This window comes from Sulfitobacter sp. 1A13496 (assembly GCF_043557225.1).
Taxonomy (GTDB): Bacteria; Pseudomonadota; Alphaproteobacteria; order Rhodobacterales; family Rhodobacteraceae; genus Sulfitobacter; species Sulfitobacter faviae.
Map to the genome: position 1 here is coordinate 597,747 of NZ_JBIFFP010000001.1, position 23,095 is coordinate 620,841.

Consider the following 23,095-nt stretch of genomic DNA (forward strand, 5'->3'; position numbering starts at 1 on the left):
ACGCTGCGCCCGAAAAGTTATACCAGATGTTGTTCTCACAGCCTGTGCAAAACAAAATATTGGGCGGAAATCCAAAAAATATCTAGACGCCCATCAATTCCCATGGCATCCCTAATGCATCGGATGAGAACGGGACACGGGGCAGCAAACGACCCCAAAATAAATCAAAACCTAGCAGGTTTCATACAGGCACCTCGCTTTCATCAGACCAAAGAGATCCGGCGCGCGAGCGAGCAGACATCCCCCCAGGTGGCGCGCGCAGTCGGACTTCCCCCGCCAAGCTGCGGGACGTGGGCGGCGGGTTGATCAGTGGCAGCAGATCAACCCGCCGTTTCCATTTCCGGGGCAGGGGATTGAGGCGAATAACGAGTTTAAGCGCAAAGGCGCAAGAGGCAGGGACAACAAGTGAGCCGCAGGTTCAGAGGCGAAAGCCACCACAAGGTCGATACGAAGGGGCGGGTGTCTATCCCAGCCTCTTTTCGGCGTGTGTTGGAGGCTGGCGACCCGAACTGGAAGAACGGCGACAATCCCGAGCTGGTCATCGTCTATGGCGATCACCGCCGCAACTACCTTGAATGCTACACCATGGAAGCCATCGAAGAGGTTGACGCCAAGATCGACCGCATGCCGCGTGGCTCCATGCAGCGCAAGGCCCTTCAGCGTCTGTTCCACGGCCAGTCTTTCCCCACGACGGTAGATGAGACAGGCCGTTTGGTGCTGCCCGCCAAACTGCGCAACAAGATTGAACTCAACGGTGAAGCGTTCTTTATCGCCGCCGGTGACACCTTCCAAATCTGGAAGCCCGAAACCTACGAGACCGAGGAAGAGGCATGGCAGCAGGAACTGCCCGACGATGTCGATCCGCTCTCGTTCCTTGATGGTGATATGGAGATTTGAGGGAATGGTTGCTGCCTCTGACCCTTCCGCCCCTCACACCCCCGTTCTGCTGCGCCCGATCCTATCTGCCGTGGCGCCCGTAGAGGGGGTCTGGCTGGATGGCACCTTTGGCGCGGGCGGCTACACCCGTGGCTTGCTTGAGGCCGGGGCCGCGCGTGTGGTGGCCGTCGACCGCGATCCGCTGGCCTTTGAGATGGCGGCAGCATGGGCTGGCGACTATGGCGATCGGATCACCATGCAGCAGGGCGTCTTTTCGCGCATGGATGAATATGCCCAAGACCTCGATGGTGTGGTGCTGGACCTCGGTGTCTCCTCCATGCAGCTTGATCAGGCGGAGCGTGGCTTTTCCTTCATGAAAGATGGCCCGCTCGACATGCGGATGAGCCAAGATGGCCCCTCGGCTGTCGATCTGGTCAATGAGGCCGAGGAAGAGGTGATCGCCAATATCCTCTTTCAATACGGTGAAGAGCGCGCCTCGCGCCGGATCGCCAAGGCGATTGTCCGTGCCCGGGAAGAAGCGCCGATCACCACCACGTTGGAATTGGCGAAACTGGTCGAAGGCTGCCTGCCGCGCTCCAAGCCCGGCCAGAGCCATCCGGCAACCCGCAGTTTCCAAGCGCTTCGGATCGCGGTGAACAATGAATATGGCGAACTTTTTCAGGGGCTTATGGCGGCTGAGCGGGCGTTGAAGCCGGGCGGAAAGCTGGCCGTGGTGACCTTTCATTCGGTTGAGGACCGCATGGTCAAACGCTTCCTCACCGCGCGTGCCGGGGCCGGGGGCAATGCCAACCGTTTCGCCCCCGCGCTTGAGCAGGCACCGCCGCAGTTCACGCTGAAATCCCGCAAGGCGATTGGCCCTGACGCGCAGGAATTGGAAGAGAACCCGCGCAGCCGGTCGGCCAAGCTGCGGGTCGCCACGCGCACCGACGCGCCCAGTGGTGAGATTGACGCGAAAACCATCGGCATGCCGATGGTCAGGGGGATCTGAGTGATGCGCACGGTAATGTATATCCTCACCACCATTGCCGTGGTTGGATTGGCCTTCTGGGCCTACCGCGAGAATTACGCGACCCAGCAGGCGCTAAGCGATGCCGACAGGCTGCATGCCAATATCCGCGCCGCCCACGCCCGTCTGGCCGTGCTGCGCGCCGAATGGGCCTTTCAGAACCGCCCGGACCGGCTGCGCGATCTGGCGGATCTGAACTTTGACCGTCTGGGCCTGTTGCCGCTGCATCCCGGCCAGTTCGGTCAGGTCGATCAAGTCGCCTATCCGCCCCAGCCCATGCTGCCGATCACCGATCCTGTGGATGTCTCGACGATGAATTACGAGGCGCTGAACGGTCTTTCCGAGGAGAAGGTTGAATGATCCGCACCCCGCTGCGCCCGCTGGCCCGCATCCTCGAGGCCCGCGAGAAGGGGGAAAACCCTGACGCGATCGAACGTGAGAACAAGCGCATCCGCCACGAGCAGATGCGTGACAAGGCGCGGATGCGCGCTGAGGGGCGGCTTCTGGTGCTGGGGGTCTGTTTCCTCTGTGCCTTCACCGTGATCGGCGGACGCATGGGGCTGCTGGCCATGTCGGAACCGTCCGAGCCGCGCGGCCATGCGCCGGGGGCCGTGATCTCGGCCTCGCGCGCGGATATCACGGACCGGAACGGCAACCTTCTGGCCACCAATTTCGAGACCCACGCGCTCTATGCGCAGCCGCGTCATATGATCGACCCGGAGATGGCCGCGCGAAAGCTGGTCAAAATCTTTCCCGACCTGAAAGAAGAGCGCCTGATCAAGGATTTCACAGGCAAGCGCAAGTTCCTGTGGATCAAGAAGAAAATCAGCCCCGAACAGATGCAGGCCGTGCATGATATCGGCGATCCGGGGCTTTTGTTCGCGCCGCGCGACATGCGTCTTTACCCCAACGGCTCGCTTGCAGCTCATGTGCTGGGCGGGGCGAGCTATGGCAAGGAAGGCGTCCATGCCGCCGAGGTAATCGGCGTGGCAGGAGCCGAGAAGTATTTCGACGACTATCTGCGCGACCCGGCCAATGGCAACAAACCTCTAGAACTGTCGCTCGACCTCACCGTGCAGGCCGCGGCGGAGCGGGTGCTTTATGGCGGCATGAAGCTGATGAACGCCAAAGGGGCCACCAGCATTCTGATGGATGTGCACACGGGCGAGGTGATCTCGGTCGCCTCCCTGCCGGATTTCGACCCCAACAACCGGCCCCGGCCTTTGACCCAAGGAGATGCTTCGGACAGCCCGCTGTTTAACCGCGCGGTGCAAGGGGTCTATGAACTGGGCTCCACCTTCAAGATTTTCGCAGCCGCACAGGCGGTGGAACTGGGGCTGTTCAACGCCGACACGATCATCGACACCTCCGGCCCGATGAAGGTTGGCGGTTTCCGCATCGGTGAGTTCCGGAACAAGAACTACGGCAAGCTGAGCGTCGCCGACATCATCGTGCATTCCTCGAACCGGGGCACGGGCCGGATGGCGCTGGAAATCGGTATCGAACGGCAGCAGGAGTTCCTCAAAAGCCTCGGTTTCTTTGAGCCGACCCCCTTTGAGATCGTCGAAGCCTCGGGCGGCAAGCCGCTCTTGCCGAGCCGCTGGACCGAGCTGTCGAGCGTGACGATCTCCTACGGCCACGGGCTGTCGAGCACACCGATGCACCTTGCCGCAGGCTATGCGGCCATCGCCAATGGCGGGCGCGCGGTAAAACCCACGTTGCTGAAGCAATCCGCCCCCCAACTCGGCCCCCGCGTCATGTCCGAAGAGACCGCCGCGCAGGCGCGGATGATGCTGCGCAAGGTGGTGACCGATGGCACGGCCAGCTTTGCCGAGGTGCCGGGCTATCAGATCGCGGGCAAGACCGGCACCGCCGACAAGCCCAAGCCCACGGGCGGCTATTACGACGACAAGGTGATCAACACTTTCGCCAGCATCTTTCCGATCAACGATCCGAAATATGTGCTGATCGTCACGCTGGACGAACCGGTTGAGACCTCGGGCCCGAAACCGCGCCGCACGGCGGGGTGGACCGCCGTGCCCGTGGCCGCCGAGATGGTGCGCCGCATCGCACCCCTGCTGGGGCTGCGCCCCGCTGTTGAACCGGTGAACGACGCTGTGCTAACGCTGACCAGCAGCAACTGAAAAGACATTTCTATGACCGACCGGGCCGTACCCCTTTCCTCACTCGGGCTGACCGCGCGGGCGGGGGCCAACCCCATGATCACCGGCATCGCGGTCGACAGCCGTGAGGTGCGCGAGGGCACGCTCTTTGCGGCTCTGGCCGGCAGCCGTGTGCATGGGGCAGAGTTCATTCAATACGCCCTGCACATGGGCGCGGCGGCGGTGCTGACCGATGCGGCGGGCGCCAAGCTCGCCGCCGAGGAATTGGCGGGCTCGGATGCCGCGCTGGTGGTCTCCGACCTCCCGCGGGAGGCGCTGGCGCGCACGGCGGCGCTCTGGTTCGGTGGCCAGCCCGCCACGATGATCGCGGTCACGGGCACCAATGGGAAAACTTCCGTCTCGACCTTCGTGCGTCAGATTTGGGTTGAAATGGGATTGCCTGCCGTAAACCTCGGCACCACCGGGGTAGAGGGCGCATGGGCCGCCCCCTTGGCCCATACCACGCCTGAGCCGATCACCCTGCACCGCACGCTGGCCGAGGCGGCGGCGAATGGGATCACCCATGCCGCGATGGAAGCGTCCAGCCATGGGCTCGACCAGCGGCGGCTGGATGGGGTGACGCTCAAGGCGGCGGGCTTTACCAACTTCACCCAAGACCATCTGGACTATCACGAGACATTCGAGGCCTATTTCGCCGCCAAAGCCGCGCTTTTCGCCCGTGTCCTGCCCGAAGATGGCACGGCTGTGGTCAATATCGACGATGAAAAGGGCGTCGACATCGCGGCCATCGCCCGCGCGCGGGGCTGTGAGGTCATCACCGTGGGCCGCGATGGGGGCGATCTGCATCTGCAAGGCCAGCGGTTCGATGCGACGGGACAAGACCTGCGTTTCAGTTGGCGCGGCAAGACCTATCAAAAGCGCCTCAACCTGATCGGCGGCTTTCAGGGCGACAACGTATTGCTGGCGGCCGGGCTGGTCATCGCCTGCGGCGCCGATCCGCAGGAGGTCTTCGACACGCTGCCGCATCTCACCACCGTGCGGGGCCGGATGCAGCTTGCCGCGACCCGCGACAATGGCGCGGCGGTGTTTGTCGATTACGCCCATACGCCCGATGCAGTGGCCACGGCACTTGCCGCCATGCGCCCGCATGTCATGGGCCGCCTCGTCGCCATCGTCGGCGCTGGCGGCGACCGGGACCGGGCCAAACGCCCCTTGATGGGGCAGGCGGCGGCGGAACATGCGGATATGGTGATCGTAACCGACGACAACCCACGCAGCGAAGACCCCGCGAGCATCCGTGCCGCCGTGCTGGGCGGCGCACCCGAGGCTTGGGAAGTCGGCGACCGTGCCGAAGCCATCCTGCGCGGGGTGGATGCGCTAGAGCCGGGCGACGCGCTGCTCATCGCAGGCAAGGGGCATGAGACCGGGCAGACCGTGGGCGACGACGTGCTGCCTTTCGACGATGTGGAACAGGCCAGCGTGGCCGTGGCGGCACTGGACGGGAGATTGGCATGAGCCTTTGGACAGCGAGCGAAGCGGCGGAGGCCACGGGCGGGCAGGCGCAGGGCGATTGGGCTTGCAACGGTGTCTCGATCGACACGCGGACCTTGCAGCCCGGCGATCTCTTCGTCGCACTCAAGGCCGCGCGGGACGGGCATGAGTTCGTGGCCCAAGCGCTCGACAAAGGGGCCGCTGCCGCGCTCGTGACCCATATCCCCGAAGGCATGGCCACGGACGCGCCGCTGCTGATCGTTGAGGATGTGCAGCAGGCGCTCGAAGCGCTTGGCCGGGCAGGGCGCGCCCGCCTCGGCCCGCAGGCCAAGGTGGCGGCGGTGACCGGCAGCGTCGGCAAGACCTCGACCAAGGAGATGCTGCTGGCGATCTTTGGCGATCAGGGCCGGGCCCATGCCAGCGTCGACAGCTATAACAACCACTGGGGCGTGCCGCTGACCTTAGCGCGGATGCCGCGCGATACCGATTACGCGGTGATCGAGATCGGCATGAACCACCCCGGAGAGATTGCCCCCCTCGCCAAACAGGCGTGCCCCGACGCCGCGATGGTCACGAATGTCGCCGCCGTCCACCTCGAAGCCTTCAAGGATGTCGCCGCCATCGCGGTGGAAAAGGCCAGCATCTTTGACGGGATGGAGCCGGGCGGCGTGGCGGTGATCAACGCCGACCACGCGCACAGCGATATCGTCTTGGCCAAAGCGCTAGAGCGCGGCCTGCGCGAGACGACCTTTGGGCAGGCAGGGCATCACTACAAGCTGGGCGAGGTCAAGGTTCAGGGCGATGCCACCGTGGCACAGGCCGAGGTCGAAGGCGCGCCGCTGATCTTCAAGATCGCCACGCCGGGGCGGCATTTCGCGATGAACGCGCTTGGCGCGCTGGCAGTGGCCGAGGCGCTTGGCGCGGATCGGGCGCTGGCCGTGCAATCGCTGGGCCGCTGGTCGCCCTATGCCGGGCGCGGGGTGCGCGAACGTATTTTGCTGGATACTGTCGATACCCATTTGGCGCTGGAGCTGATCGACGACAGCTATAACGCCAACCCGACCTCCATGGCCGCAGCACTTGAAGTGCTGGCGGCCTCAGAAGTGACACATGACATTGGGCGCGTCAGCAAGGGGCGGCGGATTGCATTTGTCGGTGACATGAAAGAACTCGGCCCCGAGGCCGTGGCACTGCACGCCGGTCTCGCCGATCTCGAAGCCACCCGCGCGCTTGACGTGGTGCATTGCGTCGGCCCGTTGATGAAAGCCTTTTACGACAATCTGCCCGAACATCAGCGCGGCGATTGGACGGAAACCGCCGAAGAGATGTTGCAAGGACTCCGCGCAAGGCTTGATTCCGGCGATGTCGTGCTGATCAAAGGGTCGCTTTCAATGAAACTGGGCGGTATTGTTGACGCCATCCGCAAAATGGGCCATCCGGTCCCGACCGCCTGATCGGCGATTCACCCCACATGATGAGTTAGGACGCGATATATGCTCTATTGGTTGACGCTGCTGTCGGATGGCGGCGATTTTTTTAACCTGTTTCGCTATATCACCTTCCGCGCGGGCGGGGCGTTTCTGACGGCACTGGTGTTCGGCTTTATCTTCGGTAAACCGCTGATCGAAGTGCTGCGCAAGCGGCAGGGCAAGGGCCAGCCGATCCGCGATGACGGCCCAGAGGGGCACTTCGCCAAGGCGGGCACGCCCACCATGGGCGGGCTGCTGATCGTGGGGGCCTTGCTGACATCGACCCTGCTTTGGGCGCGGCTCGACAATCCTTTCGTCTGGCTGGTGCTTTTCGTCACCATGAGTTTCGCCGCCATCGGCTATGCCGACGACCACGCCAAGGTCAGTAAGCAAAACACCGATGGCGTGCCGGGTAAGCTGCGGCTTTTGCTAGGTTTTCTGATCGCGGGCATCGCGGGCTATTGGGCCGCGCAATACCATCCGGCTGAGTTGCAGTACCAGCTTGCGCTGCCGGTGTTCAAAGACACGTTGATCAACCTCGGGGTGCTCTTTGTGCCCTTCGCCATCATCGTCATCGTCGGCTCGGCCAATGCGGTGAACCTGACCGACGGCTTGGATGGTCTGGCGATCATGCCGGTGATGATCGCCGCCGGTGCGCTCGGCGTCATCGCCTATGCCGTGGGCCGGGTCGACTTCACTGACTACCTCGACGTGCACTATGTGCCGGGGACGGGCGAAATCCTGATCTTCACCGCCGGTCTCTTCGGTGGCGGCCTCGGGTTCCTGTGGTACAACGCGCCGCCCGCCGCCGTCTTCATGGGCGACACTGGCTCGCTGGCGCTTGGCGGGGCCTTGGGCGCCATCGCCGTGGCCACCAAGCACGAATTGGTGCTGGCGGTGGTCGGCGGGCTCTTCGTGGTGGAGGCACTTTCGGTGATCGTGCAGGTGCTCTACTTCAAGCGCACCGGCAAGCGGGTGTTCCTGATGGCACCGATCCACCACCATTACGAGAAAAAGGGCTGGGCCGAGCCGCAGATCGTGATCCGTTTCTGGATCATTTCACTTATCCTCGCCCTGCTGGGTCTGGCGACGCTGAAGGTGCGCTAAGCCCTTAGAAGATCGACCAATCCATGTGACGCGCCAAAAGGGCCAGTGCTTCGGTGCCCTTTTGGCTGTTGCCATAGCGATTGAGCCCCGGCGACCACACCGCGATGCTGGCCCGCCCCGGCACGATGGCGAGGATGCCGCCGCCCACACCGGACTTGCCCGGCAGGCCCACGCGATAGGCGAAATCGCCCGATCCGTCATAATGCCCGCAGGTCAGCATCAGCGCGTTAAGCCGTCGGATGCGGCTGGGGGCCACCAAGCGCGGCACGTCCGGCGCTTCGATCAAGAAACGGCCCGCCATGGCAAGCTGCTCCACCGTCATCTCCATCGCGCAATGGTGGAAATAGGTGCCGAGCGTGCGTTCCGGCGCGTTGATGAGGTTGCCGTAGCTCGCCAAAAAATGCGCCAGTGCAAAGTTGCGGTGGCCAAAATCGGTCTCTGACGCGGCGACGGTGTCATTGATGTGGATGTCGTCCGTCCCCGCCGCTTCGCGCACGAAACGCAGGATCTCGGCCAGCGCCTCGCGCGGCTCGCGGTTACCCAAGACTTCATCCGTGGTGACGATCGCGCCTGCGTTGATGAAGGGATTGCGCGGGCGGCCCTGTTCCTGCTCCAACTGCACGATGGAGTTGAAGGCCCGGCCCGAAGGCTCCCGCCCCACGCGGTGCCAGAGCTGGTCGCCCGAGCGGCCAAGCGCAATGGCCAGCGTAAAGACTTTGGTGATGGACTGGACCGAAAAGGGCACCTGCGTATCGCCCGCCACATGACATTTGCCATCCGCCGTCACCACGGCGATGCCGAACTGTGCCGGGTCCACCTTGGCCAGTTGCGGGATATAGGCCGCCACGTCACCCCAGTGGTCATCCTCGCGCATCATGGCATTGAGGCGCGGCAACACATCGTCAAGGTCAGGTTTGGCGGGGCTGGACATCTTCGGCGGCCTCTGGCTTGTGATGGGCGCATCATGCCCCATTCTGGGGTCAACGGGTAGCAGGGGATTGCAGATGATTCCAGTACAGGGCTTGGAAGGCGCACGCGTGGCGGTGCTGGGATTGGGCCGCTCGGGCCTGAGTGCGGCGCGCGCGTTGCAAGCGGGCGGGGCCAAGGTCAGCTGCTGGGACGACAACCCCGCCGCACGGGCGCGGGCCGAGCGGGAAGGCTTCGCCTGTGTCGATCTCAACGCCCCCGGTGCCTTGGACAAGATCGCCCGGCTGATCGTCAGCCCCGGCATCCCGCATCTCTACCCCGCGCCGAACCCGGTGGTGGCATCGGCGCTTGCTGCAGGGGTGCCGGTGGACAATGACATCGGCCTCTTTTTCCAAAGCTTCGCCACGCTGGCATGGGATCACTACGACGTGGCCCCGCGGGTGGTGGCGGTGACCGGCTCGAACGGGAAATCGACGACTTCGGCGCTGATCCATCACATCCTTGAGCATGTCGGGCGGCCTTGCCAATTGGCGGGCAACATTGGGCGCGGGGTGCTGGACCTCGACCCCGCCGTGGATGGGGAGGTCGTGGTGCTGGAGCTTAGCAGCTACCAGACCGAACTCGCGCGCGCGCTGACGCCCGATGTGGCGGTCTTCACCAATCTCAGCCCCGATCATCTAGACCGCCATGCGGGCATGGGGGGCTACTATGCCGCGAAGCGTCGCCTCTTTGCCGAAGGTGGCCCGGACCGCGCGGTGATCGGCGTGGATGAGGCCGAGGGCCGCTTCCTTGCCGGGCAACTCAGCGAGGGGCCAAGCGACGACCGTGTGATCCGCATCAGCGCCGAGACTAAGCTTTCCGGCCCCGGCTGGCAAGTCTTTGCCTGCAAGGGGTTCTTGAGTGAATATCGGCGCGGGAAACAGGTCGGCGCGATCGACCTGCGCGGCATCCAAGGGCTGCCGGGCGCGCATAACCACCAGAACGCCTGCGCCGCCTATGCCGCCTGCCGCGCGCTCGGCCTTGCCCCGCGGGTGATCGAGGCGGCGTTCCACAGTTTCGGTGGCCTTCCGCACCGCAGCCAGACCGTGGCCGAGGCGCATGGCGTCCGCTACGTCAATGACAGCAAGGCCACCAATGTCGACAGCGCGGCCAAGGCGCTGGCGGCGTTCAAGAATATCCGTTGGATCTGCGGCGGGCTTGAGAAAGAGGGCGGCCTGAAAGGGCTGGCAGAGGCGCAAGGATCGGTCCGCAAAGCCTATGTGATCGGGCGCGAAGCCGCGCATTTTGCCATGCAACTCACGGCAGAGACCGAAGTCTGCGGCACGATGGAACAGGCCGTGGCGCGGGCGGCGGCAGAGGCCGAAGAGGGCGATGTTGTCCTGCTGGCCCCGGCGGCGGCGAGTTTCGATCAATACGACAGTTTCGAGCGCCGCGGTGAGGATTTCGTGGCGCAGGTGCAGAAGGTGCTGGCGGAGTAGGGCGGTGCCTAGCCCGCAATCGCCCGTGCCGCCGCCATGCCCGAAGACCACGCCCACTGAAAGTTATAGCCGCCGAGCCAACCGGTCACATCCACGGCCTCGCCGATGAAATAGAGCCCCGGCACCCCTTTCGCCGCCAGGGTCTTGGAGGATAGCCCGTCGGTATCGACCCCGCCCAGAGTGACCTCTGCCGTGCGATATCCTTCGGTGCCGCCGGGGTGAAGCTGCCAGTTCTCAATGCCTGCGATGAATGCGGAAAGCCGCGCGTCGGACCAATCTGCCAGATTGCCCGACAGGTCGAACGTCTGCCCTAGATGCTCCACCAGCCGCGCGGGCAGATGTTGGGCGAGCACGGTGGTGAAGTTCCGCCGCCCCGCGCGTTGCCGCTGGTCGCGGAGCGCGTCCAGCAGGGTGCCTTCGGGGGCAAGGTTCACGGTGATCGCCTCGCCTTCGCGCCAGTAGGAGGACGCCTGCAAGACGGCGGGGCCAGAGAGGCCGCGATGGGTGAAGAGCAGCGCCTCGTCAAACGCGGCTTCTCCGGCGGTGATACGCGCCGGGGTGGCCACACCGGCCAGCGGCGCGAAGCGGCCTTCGGCAAAGGTAAAGGGCACCAGCCCGGCCCGCGTATCGGTGACGCTCAGCCCAAACTGGCGCGCGATGTCATAGGCGATACCAGTCGCGCCCATCTTGGGGATCGACTTGCCCCCGGTGGCGATCACGAGGTTTCGGGCGGTGACTTTCACCGACTTATCAGGCGTTTGAAGGTCGAAGCTGAACTGCCCATCGACCTTCGCGAAATTGCTGGCACTGCTCTTCAGTTGCAGATCGACCCCGGCCTGCTGCATCAACCCGCGCAGCATGGCGATGATCTCTTTCGCGCTGGTGTCGCAGAAAAGCTGGCCGAGGGTTTTCTCATGCCAAGCGATGCCGTGACGGTCGACCAACTCAATGAAATCCCACTGCGTGTAGCGGGCCAAAGCGGATTTGGCGAAATGCGGGTTCTGGCTCAGAAACGCCTGCGGCTCGCAATACATATTGGTGAAGTTGCAGCGCCCGCCACCCGAGATGCGGATCTTCTCGCCCGGGGCTTTGGCATGGTCCACCACCAGCACCCGCCCGTCCGCATGGGCAGCGCACATCATGCCCGCGGCACCGGCTCCGATAATGGCTGTATCGACTTGCATGGGCGCGCTCTGCCTCAATGTGCCGCCCCGGTCAAGAAGACGTGAGACCGGTTGCCGCTTTGCCAAGGCGCCATAGCTGGGGTGCAACGCAACTGACGAAAGGAGCAGAGAATGACCAAACTGACCGCAGAACAGGATTTTCCGAAGATGGACGTGAGCAAGCTCGGCGGCGGCACGCTGACCTTGGGCCAGCCACAAGCGGGGCGCGATTGGCAGTTGGTGGTGGTTTACCGCGGCCTGCACTGCCCGATTTGCAAAAAGTATCTCGCGCAATTGGAAAAGCTGCAAAGCCAGTTCCATGAGATCGGCGTCGACGTGATCGCCGTCTCCGGTGACCCCGAGGAGAAGGCCAAGGCCATGGCCGAGGAAGACAGCCTGACCCTGCCCATCGGCTATGACCTCAGCCTCGACCAGATGGCGGAACTGGGGCTCTACATCTCTGACCCGCGCAGCCCGCAGGAGACCGATCGGCCCTTCGCCGAACCTGCGACCTTCGTTATCAACGATGAGGGCAAGGTGCAGATCATCGACATTTCCAACGCGCCCTTCGCGCGGCCTGAGTTGGAAGGTCTGCTGAACGGCCTCAAATTCGTCCGCGACAAGGGCTACCCGGTGCGCGGCACCCATAAGACCGCCTGATCGCGCGCGTTGAAGGGGCGACCTGATCGCCCGTCAGCGGGGCTTGGCAAAGCCCCGCTGACCCCGCCCGCCTTAGCGGGGTGAAATGCACTAGCTTCATATGACAATTCGGGCTATTCTCCCCGGATGAGACCCCGCAAAGGGGCCGTTGAGGCAGTTAAGGCAGATACCCATGACAGAGATGGTCTATGGCGCGGTCCCGGTGCGGGATGGTGAACCGATCCTTCCAAAATGGTGGCGCACGGTCGACCGTTGGGCTTTGTCCTGCGTGTTGATCCTCTTTGCCGTCGGCATGCTTTTGGGGCTGGCCGCATCCCCGCCCTTGGCCGCGAAAAACGGCTTTGATGCTTTCCACTATGTGCAGCGGCAGGCGTTCTTCGGCGGATTGGCGCTGATTGCGATGCTGCTGACTTCGATGATGTCCCCGGTGCTGGTGCGGCGTCTGGCAGTGCTGGGCTTTGTGGTCGCCTTCGTGGCGCTGGCGCTGTTGCCTTTCTTCGGCACCGATTTCGGCAAGGGGGCGACGCGCTGGTATTCGCTGGGTTTCGCCTCGTTCCAGCCCTCTGAATTTCTGAAACCCGGTTTCATGGTCGCCGCCGCATGGATGATGGCCGCCGCGACCGAGATCAACGGCCCTCCGGGCAAATCGTGGTCCTTCGCGCTTTGTATCTCCATCGTGCTGATGCTGGCGATGCAGCCCGACTTCGGGCAGGCCTGTCTCGTGCTGTTCGGCTGGGGCGTGATGTATTTCGTCGCCGGCGCGCCGATGGTGCTGTTGGTCGGTATGGCGGGGCTCGTCGTTCTGGCGGGCACCTTCGCCTATTCCAATTCCGAGCACTTTGCGCGGCGGATTGATGGCTTTCTCAGCGTCGATGTCGACCCGACCACCCAGCTTGGCTATGCCACCAACGCCATCCGCGAGGGCGGGCTTTTCGGCGTTGGCGTCGGCGAGGGCGAGGTGAAATGGTCGCTGCCTGACGCGCATACCGACTTCATCATCGCCGTCGCCGCCGAGGAATACGGCCTGATCATGGTCGTCTGCATTATCGCCCTATATACTGTCGTGGTCGTCCGGTCGCTGCTGCGTCTGGTGCGCGAGCGTGACCCCTTCATCCGGCTGGCCGGAACCGGGCTGGCCTGCACATTCGGAGTACAGGCAATGATCAACATGGGTGTGGCAGTGCGGCTTTTGCCCGCCAAGGGCATGACCCTGCCTTTTGTGAGCTACGGCGGCTCTTCGGTGATCGCCAGCGGCATCGCCGTGGGCATGTTGTTGGCCTTTACCCGGACCCGCCCGCAGGGTGAGATCAGCGATATTCTGGGTCGGGGCCGCCGCTGATGGCTGCCCCACTGTTGATCATCGCCGCCGGGGGGACCGGTGGGCATATGTTTCCTGCGCAGGCTTTGGCCGAGGTGATGTTGAAGCGCGGCTGGCGGGTGAAGCTCAGCACCGATGCGCGCGGCGCGCGCTATACCGGCGGCTTTCCCGAAGCGGTCGAGATCAGCCAGATCAGCAGCGCCACCTTTGCCCGGGGCGGGGTGGTGGCCAAGGCGCTGGTGCCCTTCCGCATCGCCGCCGGTGTGGTCCGCTCGGGCCTCAACATGCTGCGCGACCGGCCATCGGTTGTGGTGGGCTTTGGGGGCTACCCGTCGATCCCCGCGCTTGGTGCTGCTTGGGCGCTGCGCATGCCGCGGATGATCCATGAGCAGAACGGCATTCTGGGCCGCGTGAATGAGATTTTTGCCAAACGGGTTCACGCCGTGGCCTGCGGCATCTGGCCCACCAAGCTGCCTGAGGGCGTGCAGGGCTGGCATGTGGGCAATCCGGTCCGCGCCGCCGTGCTGGACCGCGCCGGTGCCGCCTATATCCCGCCGGGTGACTACCCGATGGAGGTCTTGGTGATGGGCGGCAGCCAAGGCGCGCGCATCCTCTCGGACGTGGTGCCCCCGGCGCTCGCGGCCCTGCCGATGAACATGATCCGCAACATCCGTGTCAGCCACCAGGCCCGCGACGAAGACGGCCAGCGGGTGGCGGACTACTACGCCGAATCCGGCATCAGCGCCGATGTGCGCCCCTTCTTTGACGATGTGCCCCGCCGCATGTCCGAGGCGCAGCTGGTGATCAGCCGCTCCGGTGCCTCCAGCGTGGCCGACCTGTCGGTCATCGGGCGTCCGTCGATCCTGATCCCCTTTGCCGCCGCGGCGGGGGATCACCAAAGCGCCAATGCCCGCGGCTTGGTCGAAGCCGGGGCCGCGATCATGGTGCCCGAACGCAAAGCCAATCCAGATATCATGACCGACCAGATCCTCGCCGTGCTTGAGATGCCCGAAGGGGCAATGCAGATGGCGCGCGCCGCGCTTTCGGTCGGCAAACCCGACGCGGCCGAGACATTGGCCGATATGGTTGAGCAGCTTGCCGCCCAAGGCACGCTCACCCCCGCAGAAGAGGAACACCCGCAATGAACGCCGCCGCCACCAAACTGCCGACCGATGTCGGCCCGATCCATTTCGTCGGCATCGGCGGCATCGGCATGTCCGGCATCGCCGAAGTGCTTTTGAACCACGGCTACAAGGTGCAGGGGTCGGACCTCAAAACCACCAAGATCACCGTGCGGCTGGCCGAATTGGGCGGGCGCATCTTCGAGGGGCAGGCGGCTGAGAATATCGAAGGCGCGGCGGTGGTCGTGATTTCTTCGGCGATCAAGCCGGGCAACGCCGAGTTGGACGAGGCCCGTCGCCGTGGCTTGCCCGTCGTCCGCCGGGCCGAGATGCTGGCCGAGCTTATGCGGCTCAAGTCCAACATCGCCGTGGCGGGGACTCATGGGAAGACGACGACCACCACGCTGGTCGCAGAACTGCTGGTCGCAGGCGGTATCGACCCCACGGTCGTCAACGGCGGAATCATCCATGCCTATGGCTCCAACGCGCGCATGGGGCAGGGCGACTGGATGGTGGTCGAGGCGGATGAGAGCGACGGCAGTTTTAACCGCTTGCCCGCCACCATCGCCATCGTCACCAATATCGACCCCGAGCATATGGAGCATTGGGGCGACTTCGACACCTTGCGGCAGGGGTTTTTGAACTTCGTCTCGAACATCCCCTTCTACGGGCTGGCGGTCTGTTGCACCGATCACCCGGAGGTGCAGTCGCTTGTGGGCAAGCTCACCGACCGCCGGGTGATGACCTATGGGTTCAACGCGCAGGCCGATGTGCGCGCCGTGGGGCTGCATTACAAAGACGGCGTGGCGTATTTCGACGTGCATCTTCAGTCCGAAGACAAGGTGATCGAAAACTGCGCCCTGCCGATGCCCGGCGATCACAACGTCTCGAACGCGCTGGCGGCGGTGACCGTGGCGCGGCACCTTGGGATGAAGCTTGAGCAAATCCGCGACGCTTTGGGCAGCTTCGGCGGGGTGAACCGCCGCTTTACCCGCGTGGGCGAGGTGGACGGCGTGACCATCATCGACGACTACGGCCACCACCCGGTTGAGATTGCCGCCGTGCTGAAAGCCGCGCGGCAGGCCAGCGCGGGCCGCGTGATCGCCGTTCACCAGCCGCACCGCTATTCCCGCCTGTCGCATCACTTTGACGAGTTCTGCGCCTGTTTCAACGATGCCGATGTCGTCGGCATCGCCGATGTCTATGCCGCGGGCGAAGAGCCCATTCCCGGTGCCGACCGGGAGGGGCTGGTCGCGGGGTTGATCCAGCACGGCCATCGCCGCGCCTATGCGGTCGAGGATGCCGAGGCGCTGACGCAACTGGTCCTGCGCGAAGCGCGCCCGGGCGATATGGTGGTCTGCCTTGGGGCGGGTACGATCAGCGGCTGGGCCAATGACCTGCCCGAGGCGCTGCGCGCGGCCAAGGGGGCAGCTGCGTGAGCCTCGTCTGGCTGTCGATCCTCTGGGTCTTCGCCGCCGTGACCGTGGCCATGCTGCCGCTGCGCTCTCAATACCTGCCGGGGGTGGTTCTGCTGATTGTCGCGCCCTTGTTGATCGTCGCCATCGGTGTGACCCAGTCTTGGGCCTATGCGCTTTTGGCGCTGCTGGCGTTCCTGTCGATGTTCCGCAACCCGCTGCGCTATCTCTGGGCGCGGCTGCGGGGCCAAAAGCCGGAGCTGCCGAAATGAGCCTGTCTCTCATCCTTGCCTGTTTCTGGTTCGTGATCGCGAACATCCTTGCCATGACGCCCAGCAAGGATTCCCATTGGCGCAGCGCCTATCTGCTGATCGTTGTGGGCATACCGATCGTTGGTTTCGTCACCGCGCAGCACGGCCCGTGGCTGGGTCTGTTGGTGCTGGCGGGGGGCTGTTCGGTGCTGCGCTGGCCTGTGGTCTATTTCGCGCGCTGGCTGCGCCGCGGGGCAGGCCGGGTCAAAGGCCCGGCGGAATGACCCTGACGCCGACCCTTGTGGCGCTGCTGTCGGTCTTTGCGGTCTGGATGGTCGCCTGTATCTGGACAGGTTTTCGCGCCCGCGTGCTGTGGTTCTTTCTCGTGCTGGCAACAGGCTTTGCGCTCAATGCCACATGGATGGTTTTCGGGCTGGATGCGCGGGTGTTCGAACCGCATGCGCTTTTGGCGCAGCTTTCCGTCCTATTCTATGCGGTGGGCGGTTTCGGGCTGGGCTGGCTTGCCGGGCGGGTGGCGAAACGCTGGCGCGAGAGCCGTGTCGATCCGCCGTCTTCTTGATGGTTTGCCCCGCCTTATAAATGCGCTAAGTCCGGCGCCATGATTAAGCTGAACATCCCCGACCTGCGCGGCAGGCTGACCCCAAATCGCGCCCTGAGCGACCTGACATGGCTCCGCGTTGGCGGCCCTGCGGATTATCTGTTCCAACCCGCCGATGTGGAGGACCTGTGCCTTTTCATGCGGCGCCTGCCGCAAGGGGTGACGGTTTTCCCCATGGGCGTGGGCAGTAACCTCATCGTACGGGACGGCGGGCTGCGGGCGGTGGTGATCCGGCTGGGCCGCGGTTTCAACGGGATTGAGATCGACGGCGATCAGGTGACGGCGGGGGCGGCGGCACTCGACGCCCATGTGGCACGCAAGGCGGCGGATGCGGGGCTGGACCTGACCTTTCTGCGCACCATTCCCGGCAGCATCGGCGGCGCGTTGCGCATGAATGCGGGTTGTTACGGCAGCTACACGGCGGATCACTTCGTCTCGGCTCAGGCTGTGACCCGCGCGGGCGAGGTGGTGACCCTGACGGCAGATGACCTCAACTTCCGCTACCGGCAAAGCGATTTGTCCCCGGGCGCGGTGCTGATCGGGGCGACCTTTGCACCGCCCAAAGGCGAGCCGGAGGAGCTGCACGCTCGGATGGAGCAGCAGCTTGCCAAGCGGGATGAGAGCCAGCCCACGAAAGACCGCAGCGCCGGATCCACTTTCCGCAATCCGGCGGGCTTCTCTTCGACCGGGAAGGCGGATGATGTGCATGACCTGAAGGCGTGGAAGGTGATCGACGACGCCGGAATGCGCGGGGCCACCGTAGGCGGCGCGCAGATGAGCCCGAAGCACTCAAACTTCCTGATCAACACCGGCGGCGCTACGGCCCATGATCTTGAGACATTGGGCGAAGAGGTGCGAAAAAAGGTTTACGCTTCAAGCGGTATAAGGCTAGAATGGGAAATTAAGCGCGTCGGTGAGAAATTGGGCGATCCGGCGCCGCAAAGCTAAGCCGCGGCGCAGCAGCTAAGCCACGGCAGAAGCAAAGAAAACAACGATAGGGGCCGCAAACGGTCCGAGGCGAAGAGGCACTTTGGTGGGTAAGTCGAGCGGACAGACCCCGACAGTGGCGGTATTGATGGGTGGCCCCTCGGCCGAGCGTGAGGTGTCCCTGTCCAGTGGGCGTGCATGCGCCGCTGCCTTGCGGGAACATGGCGGATATAACGTGATCGAGGTCGAAGCCGACCGCGATCTTCCAGCCGTTCTGACAGATCTCAACCCCTATGCCGTTCTGAATTGCCTGCATGGCCGTTGGGGCGAAGATGGCTGTGTGCAGGGGTTGCTGGAGTGGCTCAAGCTGCCCTACACCCATTCCGGCGTGCTGGCCTCGGCGCTTGCGATGGACAAACAGCGCTCCAAGGATGTGTTCCGCCACGCGGGGCTGCCGGTGTTGGAAAGCGTCATCGCGCCCAAGGCCGATGTGATGGCCGCCCATGTCATGGCGCCGCCCTATGTAGTGAAGCCCAACAACGAAGGCTCTTCGGTTGGGGTCTACCTCGTGGCCGAGGAAAACAACGGCCCGCCGCAACTGTCCGAAGACATGCCCGCCGAGGTGATGGTCGAGACCTTCGCGCCGGGGCGTGAGCTGACCACCACCGTGATGGGCGACCGGGCGTTGGCGGTGACGGATATCATCACCACCGGCTGGTATGACTATGACGCGAAATACAAGCCCGGCGGCTCGCGCCACGTGGTGCCCGCCGATCTGCCGCAAGAGATCACCGATCTGTGTTTCGACTATGCCCGCCGCGCCCATGCGGCGCTTGGCTGCAAGGGCATCAGCCGCACCGATTTTCGCTGGGACGAGGCGCGCGGCCCAGAGGGGCTGATCCTGTTGGAGACCAACACCCAGCCCGGCATGACCGCCACTTCGCTCTCACCCGAGCAGGCCGCCGCCTGCGGCATTTCATTCCCTGAGCTTTGCGCTTGGATGGTGGAGGATGCCTCATGCGATCGCTGATCCGCCGCCGCCCGGAAACGGTCAAGCCCGACCCCGCCCCATCGCGGTGGTCATGGCGCATGCAGCGGTTGATGCTGACGCCGGGTTTCCGCTTTGCCCTGCGCGTGGGGCTGCCCTTCACGCTGAGCCTGCTGGCAGGCACGATCTATATGGCGGACGAAGAGCGGCGCGGCACCGTGGTGCAGGCCATCGCCGACGTGCGCGCCAGCATCGAAGAGCGGCCCGAGTTCATGGTCAAACTCATGGCCATCGACGGGGCGAGCGACATGCTCTCGACCGAAATCCGCACCGCGCTGCCGCTGGAATTTCCGCTGTCCTCCTTCGATCTCGACCTGCCGCAGATCCGCGAGAAGATCACCGACATCGACGGGGTAAAACAGGCCAATGTGCGCATCCGCCCCGGCGGCGTGCTGCAAATCGACGTGACCCCGCGCGTGCCTGTGGCCGTCTGGCGCAGTGAAACGGGGCTGGCTTTGGTGGACAATACCGGTGCACATGTGGCACGGATCGAGGCGCGTCGCGATCATGCCGACCTGCCGCTGATCGCCGGGGCAGGGGCCGACAAAGCGGTGCCCGAGGCGCTCAAGCTGATCGGGGCCGCGACTGTCTTGGGCGACCGGCTGCGCGGTTTGGTCCGCGTTGGTCAGCGCCGCTGGGACGTGGTGCTGGACCGCGATCAAACGATCATGTTGCCCGAAGAAAACGCGCTGCAAGCGCTGGAACGGGTGATCGCGCTGGAAGGCGCACAAGAGGTTCTTACGCGGGACGTGGCGCGTGTGGACATGCGGTTGGCGGCAAGACCGACCCTTAGAATGAACGAAGATGCCACCCGCGAATGGTGGCACATCAGGCAGCTTTCCGGCCAGTAAGATGGCCATTGGAATCGGGACAGTAACGAAATGATGGACCTATACGACAGTCAGCGTTCGATGCGGCACATGCGCAAATTGGCGATCCAACGCGGGGTGGTTGCCATTTTGGATGTGGGCAGCTCCAAGATCGCCTGTCTGGTGCTGCGCTTTGACGGTGCGGGGCTTGATAGCGACAGCGGCGACATCGGGTCCTTGGCCGGGCAGTCGGGGTTCCGGGTCATCGGGGCGGCGACCACCCGCTCGCGCGGGGTTCGCTTTGGTGAGATTTGCGCCATGGGCGAGACTGAGCGCGCGATCCGCACCGCCCTTCAGGCGGCACAGAAGATGGCCGGTATCCGCGTCGATCACGTCATCGCTTGTTTCTCGGGCGGGGAGCCGCGCAGCTATGGGCTCGACGCCTCGGTCGAGTTGGAGGGGCAATCGGTCTCGGAGCAAGACGTGGCGCGGGTGCTGGCGGGCTGCGACGTGCCGGAATATGGCGAGGGCCGCGAGGTGCTGCACGCCCAGCCGGTGAACTTCGCGCTGGATCACCGCAGCGGTCTGGCCGACCCGCGCGGCCAGTTGGGCAACAGCCTCTCGGTGGACATGCATATGCTGACCGTCGACGCCGATACGGTGCAGCATCTGGCCCATTGCATCAAACGCTGTGATCTGGAACTTGCCGGGATCGCCTCCTCCTCCTACGCCTCGGGCATCTCGGCGCTGGTCGAGGATGAGCAGGAGCTCGGTGCCGCCTGTATCGACTTTGGCGGTGGCACCACCGGCCTGTCGATCTTTATCAAGAAACATATGATCTATGCCGATACGGTGCGGATGGGCGGGGATCACGTCACTTCCGACATCTCCATGGGCCTGCAAGTGCCGATGGCCAATGCCGAGCGGATCAAGACCTTCTACGGCGGGGTGCATGCCACCGGCATGGACGACCGCGACATGATCGAGATCGGCGGCGAGACCGGTGATTACGAACACGACCGTCGCACCGCCAGCCGGGCGGAGTTGATCGGCATCATGCGCCCGCGGGTCGAAGAGATCCTCGAAGAGGTCCGCGTTCGGCTGGATGCCGCCGGTTTCGACCACTTGCCAAGCCAGCAGATTGTGCTTACCGGGGCGGGCAGTCAGATACCGGGTCTGGATGGGCTGGCCAGCAAGATCCTTGGCCAACAGGTTCGTCTGGGGCGTCCGCTGCGCGTGCATGGGCTGCCGCAGGCCGCGACGGGGCCGGGCTTCGCCTCTGCCGTGGGGCTTGCGCTTTTCGCGGCGCATCCGCAGGACGAATGGTGGGATTTCGACATTCCCGCCGATCGCTACCCGTCCCGCTCGCTCAAACGCGCGGTGAAATGGTTTAGAGACAACTGGTGACCCCAATATCGGGTGAGAAGCCCGAGATAAGGCGGAAACTGGCAAGTTTCTGCCCATATTTAGCGTCAAAACGATGTTTTTTAGGTGACGATGCGGCCCTAGCCCGGTAGGGTCGGGTAAATTTGGTCGAAAAACTCCCGCAGAACGCGGATAACTGGACAGGCGGACAGCACATGACACTCAACCTTTCAATGCCAGGACATGATGATCTGAAACCCCGTATCACCGTCTTCGGTGTTGGCGGGGCAGGCGGCAACGCGGTCAATAACATGATCGAAAAGCAACTTGACGGTGTTGATTTCGTCGTGGCCAACACCGACGCACAGGCGCTGCAACAGGCGCAGGCCGAGAACCGCGTGCAACTGGGCATCAAAGTGACCGAAGGTCTGGGTGCGGGCGCGCGTGCCTCTGTCGGTGCTGCCGCTGCCGAAGAGAGCATCGAGCAGATCGTCGACCATCTTGCCGGCGCGCATATGTGCTTCATCACCGCTGGCATGGGCGGCGGCACCGGTACCGGGGCGGCTCCGATCATCGCGCAGGCCGCGCGTGAACTGGGCGTGCTGACCGTCGGCGTCGTGACCAAGCCCTTCCAGTTCGAAGGCGCCAAGCGCATGCGTCAGGCCGAAGATGGCGTTGAGACGCTGCAAAAGGTCGTCGACACGCTGATCATCATTCCAAACCAGAACCTCTTCCGTCTGGCGAACGAAAAGACCACCTTCACCGAAGCCTTCTCGCTTGCCGATGACGTGCTGTACCAAGGTGTGAAGGGCGTGACCGACCTGATGGTCCGTCCGGGTCTCATCAACCTCGACTTCGCCGATGTCCGCGCCGTGATGGACGAGATGGGCAAGGCGATGATGGGAACAGGCGAGGCCGAGGGCGAAGATCGCGCCATCCAAGCCGCCGAGAAAGCCATCGCCAACCCGCTGCTGGACGAAATCAGCCTGCGCGGCGCCAAGGGCGTGCTCATCAACATCACCGGCGGTCAGGACCTTACCCTGTTCGAACTCGACGAAGCGGCCAACCGCATTCGCGAGGAAGTGGACCCCGAAGCGAACATCATCGTCGGCTCCACGCTGGACGAAAGCCTTGGTGGCCTGATGCGCGTCAGCGTTGTCGCCACTGGCATCGACGCCACCGATGTGAACACCGAAATCCCGGTCCCGCGCCGCTCCATGAGCCAGCCTTTGCGTCAGAACGTATCGGTTGACGATGTGGCGCAGGTTTCCGCCGCACAGGCGCCGGTCGCTGCCTCCGTGGCCGCCGAAGCGCCGCAGGAAGTCGAACAGGCCGCCCTGTTCCAAGACCTCCAGCCGACACAGCGTGAGCAGGACCAGTATGAGGACGAGAACGTTGTCGAAGATGACGACGGTCTGCCCGCACCGGCCTACCAGCCCGAAGTGGCCGCATTCGAGCCGCGTCAGGAAGAGAACATCGAAGCCGAACCCGAAGCCTTCGTCGCACCGCGCGCGCCGACACCCGGCACACCGTCCCCCGAAGCGCTGGCCCGCCTGCGCGCCGCTGCCCAAAAAGCAGCGCCCGAGCAGCACCGTCAGGCCCAGCAGCAGCAGGGTGAGCAGGGCGACAAGGGCCGTTTCGGCATCAACTCCCTGATCAACCGGATGACCGGCCACGCCGAAGGCGAGGCGCAAGCCCGCCCCGCGCGTCAGCAGCCGCCGGTGCAAACCCGCGCCTCTGCCGCCGTGCCGCAGCCGCAGGAAAACAACGATCCCGATCAAGAACGCATCGAAATCCCCGCGTTCCTGCGCCGTCAGGCCAACTGAACTGATCACGATAGATGATGAAAGGGTCGCCTTAGGGCGGCCCTTTTTCGTTTAATAACAATACCTTGCCCCCGG

The 23,095-nt window shown here is 64.1% G+C and carries 22 protein-coding genes; 20 read left to right on the forward strand and 2 right to left on the reverse strand.

Annotation, left to right across the window (positions count from 1 at the left end):
- Window positions 1-405 precede the first annotated feature (405 nt).
- The 7 genes from mraZ to mraY are packed head-to-tail and all read left to right on the forward strand — an operon-like array spanning window position 406 to window position 8,093.
- Window positions 406-897, forward strand: coding sequence for a division/cell wall cluster transcriptional repressor MraZ (gene mraZ / locus ACGYLX_RS02930; protein WP_082851962.1), 492 nt, complete (start codon window positions 406-408; stop codon window positions 895-897).
- Between the two features lie 4 nt (window positions 898-901).
- Entirely contained in the window at window positions 902-1,885 is a 984-nt protein-coding gene (gene rsmH, locus ACGYLX_RS02935; protein WP_168611984.1) for a 16S rRNA (cytosine(1402)-N(4))-methyltransferase RsmH, read from the forward strand.
- A 3-nt stretch (window positions 1,886-1,888) separates the two neighbouring features.
- Entirely contained in the window at window positions 1,889-2,263 is a 375-nt protein-coding gene (locus ACGYLX_RS02940; RefSeq protein ID WP_168611985.1) for a cell division protein FtsL, read from the forward strand.
- The gene (locus ACGYLX_RS02945) at window positions 2,260-4,047 is read left to right on the forward strand and encodes a penicillin-binding protein 2 (RefSeq protein WP_168611986.1); all 1,788 of its coding nucleotides are present in this window, start codon (window positions 2,260-2,262) and stop codon (window positions 4,045-4,047) included. Before ACGYLX_RS02940 ends, ACGYLX_RS02945 begins: the two co-directional genes overlap by 4 nt.
- Before the next feature lie 12 nt (window positions 4,048-4,059).
- Window positions 4,060-5,541, forward strand: coding sequence for a UDP-N-acetylmuramoyl-L-alanyl-D-glutamate--2,6-diaminopimelate ligase (locus ACGYLX_RS02950; protein WP_168611987.1), 1,482 nt, complete (start codon window positions 4,060-4,062; stop codon window positions 5,539-5,541).
- Complete coding sequence (gene murF, locus ACGYLX_RS02955) at window positions 5,538-6,971, forward strand: UDP-N-acetylmuramoyl-tripeptide--D-alanyl-D-alanine ligase (protein ID WP_168611988.1); 1,434 nt, start codon at window positions 5,538-5,540, stop codon at window positions 6,969-6,971. The genes ACGYLX_RS02950 and murF overlap by 4 nt, the downstream gene beginning before the upstream one ends.
- A gap of 39 nt (window positions 6,972-7,010) precedes the next feature.
- Entirely contained in the window at window positions 7,011-8,093 is a 1,083-nt protein-coding gene (mraY, locus tag ACGYLX_RS02960) for a phospho-N-acetylmuramoyl-pentapeptide-transferase (RefSeq protein WP_168611989.1), read from the forward strand.
- A gap of 4 nt (window positions 8,094-8,097) precedes the next feature.
- Here mraY and ACGYLX_RS02965 read toward each other — a convergent pair whose 3' ends face one another.
- Window positions 8,098-9,024 carry a glutaminase gene (locus tag ACGYLX_RS02965; RefSeq protein ID WP_067261778.1) on the reverse strand — a complete coding sequence of 309 codons (927 nt, stop codon included), beginning with the start codon at window positions 9,022-9,024 and terminating at the stop codon, window positions 8,098-8,100.
- Between the two features lie 73 nt (window positions 9,025-9,097).
- Here ACGYLX_RS02965 and murD point away from each other — a divergent pair, with 73 nt between their 5' ends.
- On the forward strand, window positions 9,098-10,498 hold the full coding sequence (gene murD, locus ACGYLX_RS02970) for a UDP-N-acetylmuramoyl-L-alanine--D-glutamate ligase (RefSeq protein WP_394447248.1): 1,401 nt from the start codon (window positions 9,098-9,100) through the stop codon (window positions 10,496-10,498).
- An 8-nt stretch (window positions 10,499-10,506) separates the two neighbouring features.
- Here murD and ACGYLX_RS02975 read toward each other — a convergent pair whose 3' ends face one another.
- Entirely contained in the window at window positions 10,507-11,682 is a 1,176-nt protein-coding gene (locus ACGYLX_RS02975; RefSeq protein ID WP_168611992.1) for an NAD(P)/FAD-dependent oxidoreductase, read from the reverse strand.
- A gap of 111 nt (window positions 11,683-11,793) precedes the next feature.
- On the opposite strand from ACGYLX_RS02975, the gene ACGYLX_RS02980 reads away from it, so the two are divergent.
- The 12 genes from ACGYLX_RS02980 (at window position 11,794) to ftsZ (ending at window position 23,020) form a co-directional block, all read left to right on the forward strand.
- Entirely contained in the window at window positions 11,794-12,321 is a 528-nt protein-coding gene (locus tag ACGYLX_RS02980; protein ID WP_168611993.1) for a peroxiredoxin-like family protein, read from the forward strand.
- 172 nt (window positions 12,322-12,493) lie between these two features.
- Window positions 12,494-13,660, forward strand: coding sequence for a putative lipid II flippase FtsW (ftsW, locus tag ACGYLX_RS02985; RefSeq protein ID WP_067261784.1), 1,167 nt, complete (start codon window positions 12,494-12,496; stop codon window positions 13,658-13,660).
- Window positions 13,660-14,784 (forward strand): UDP-N-acetylglucosamine--N-acetylmuramyl-(pentapeptide) pyrophosphoryl-undecaprenol N-acetylglucosamine transferase, encoded by a 1,125-nt coding sequence (locus tag ACGYLX_RS02990; RefSeq protein ID WP_168611994.1) that lies wholly within the window; start codon window positions 13,660-13,662, stop codon window positions 14,782-14,784. The genes ftsW and ACGYLX_RS02990 overlap by 1 nt, the downstream gene beginning before the upstream one ends.
- Complete coding sequence (gene murC / locus ACGYLX_RS02995) at window positions 14,781-16,199, forward strand: UDP-N-acetylmuramate--L-alanine ligase (RefSeq protein WP_394447251.1); 1,419 nt, start codon at window positions 14,781-14,783, stop codon at window positions 16,197-16,199. The genes ACGYLX_RS02990 and murC overlap by 4 nt, the downstream gene beginning before the upstream one ends.
- Window positions 16,196-16,447 carry a DUF2484 family protein gene (locus ACGYLX_RS03000; protein ID WP_168611996.1) on the forward strand — a complete coding sequence of 84 codons (252 nt, stop codon included), beginning with the start codon at window positions 16,196-16,198 and terminating at the stop codon, window positions 16,445-16,447. Before murC ends, ACGYLX_RS03000 begins: the two co-directional genes overlap by 4 nt.
- Window positions 16,444-16,710, forward strand: a complete 267-nt coding sequence (locus ACGYLX_RS03005; protein ID WP_168611997.1) for a DUF2484 family protein — start codon at window positions 16,444-16,446, stop codon at window positions 16,708-16,710. The genes ACGYLX_RS03000 and ACGYLX_RS03005 overlap by 4 nt, the downstream gene beginning before the upstream one ends.
- Window positions 16,707-17,006, forward strand: coding sequence for a hypothetical protein (locus tag ACGYLX_RS03010; protein ID WP_168611998.1), 300 nt, complete (start codon window positions 16,707-16,709; stop codon window positions 17,004-17,006). Before ACGYLX_RS03005 ends, ACGYLX_RS03010 begins: the two co-directional genes overlap by 4 nt.
- Window positions 17,007-17,045: 39 nt before the next feature.
- Window positions 17,046-17,993 (forward strand): UDP-N-acetylmuramate dehydrogenase, encoded by a 948-nt coding sequence (gene murB, locus ACGYLX_RS03015; RefSeq protein WP_394410197.1) that lies wholly within the window; start codon window positions 17,046-17,048, stop codon window positions 17,991-17,993.
- A 127-nt stretch (window positions 17,994-18,120) separates the two neighbouring features.
- The gene (locus tag ACGYLX_RS03020; RefSeq protein WP_394448081.1) at window positions 18,121-19,002 is read left to right on the forward strand and encodes a D-alanine--D-alanine ligase; all 882 of its coding nucleotides are present in this window, start codon (window positions 18,121-18,123) and stop codon (window positions 19,000-19,002) included.
- Window positions 18,990-19,871 (forward strand): cell division protein FtsQ/DivIB, encoded by an 882-nt coding sequence (locus ACGYLX_RS03025; protein WP_168612001.1) that lies wholly within the window; start codon window positions 18,990-18,992, stop codon window positions 19,869-19,871. The genes ACGYLX_RS03020 and ACGYLX_RS03025 overlap by 13 nt, the downstream gene beginning before the upstream one ends.
- A gap of 30 nt (window positions 19,872-19,901) precedes the next feature.
- The gene (gene ftsA, locus ACGYLX_RS03030; RefSeq protein WP_067263257.1) at window positions 19,902-21,236 is read left to right on the forward strand and encodes a cell division protein FtsA; all 1,335 of its coding nucleotides are present in this window, start codon (window positions 19,902-19,904) and stop codon (window positions 21,234-21,236) included.
- 173 nt (window positions 21,237-21,409) lie between these two features.
- A complete protein-coding gene (ftsZ, locus tag ACGYLX_RS03035; protein ID WP_168612002.1) occupies window positions 21,410-23,020 on the forward strand; it encodes a cell division protein FtsZ in 1,611 nt (536 codons plus the stop codon).
- The last annotated feature ends 75 nt before the right edge of the window (window positions 23,021-23,095 follow it).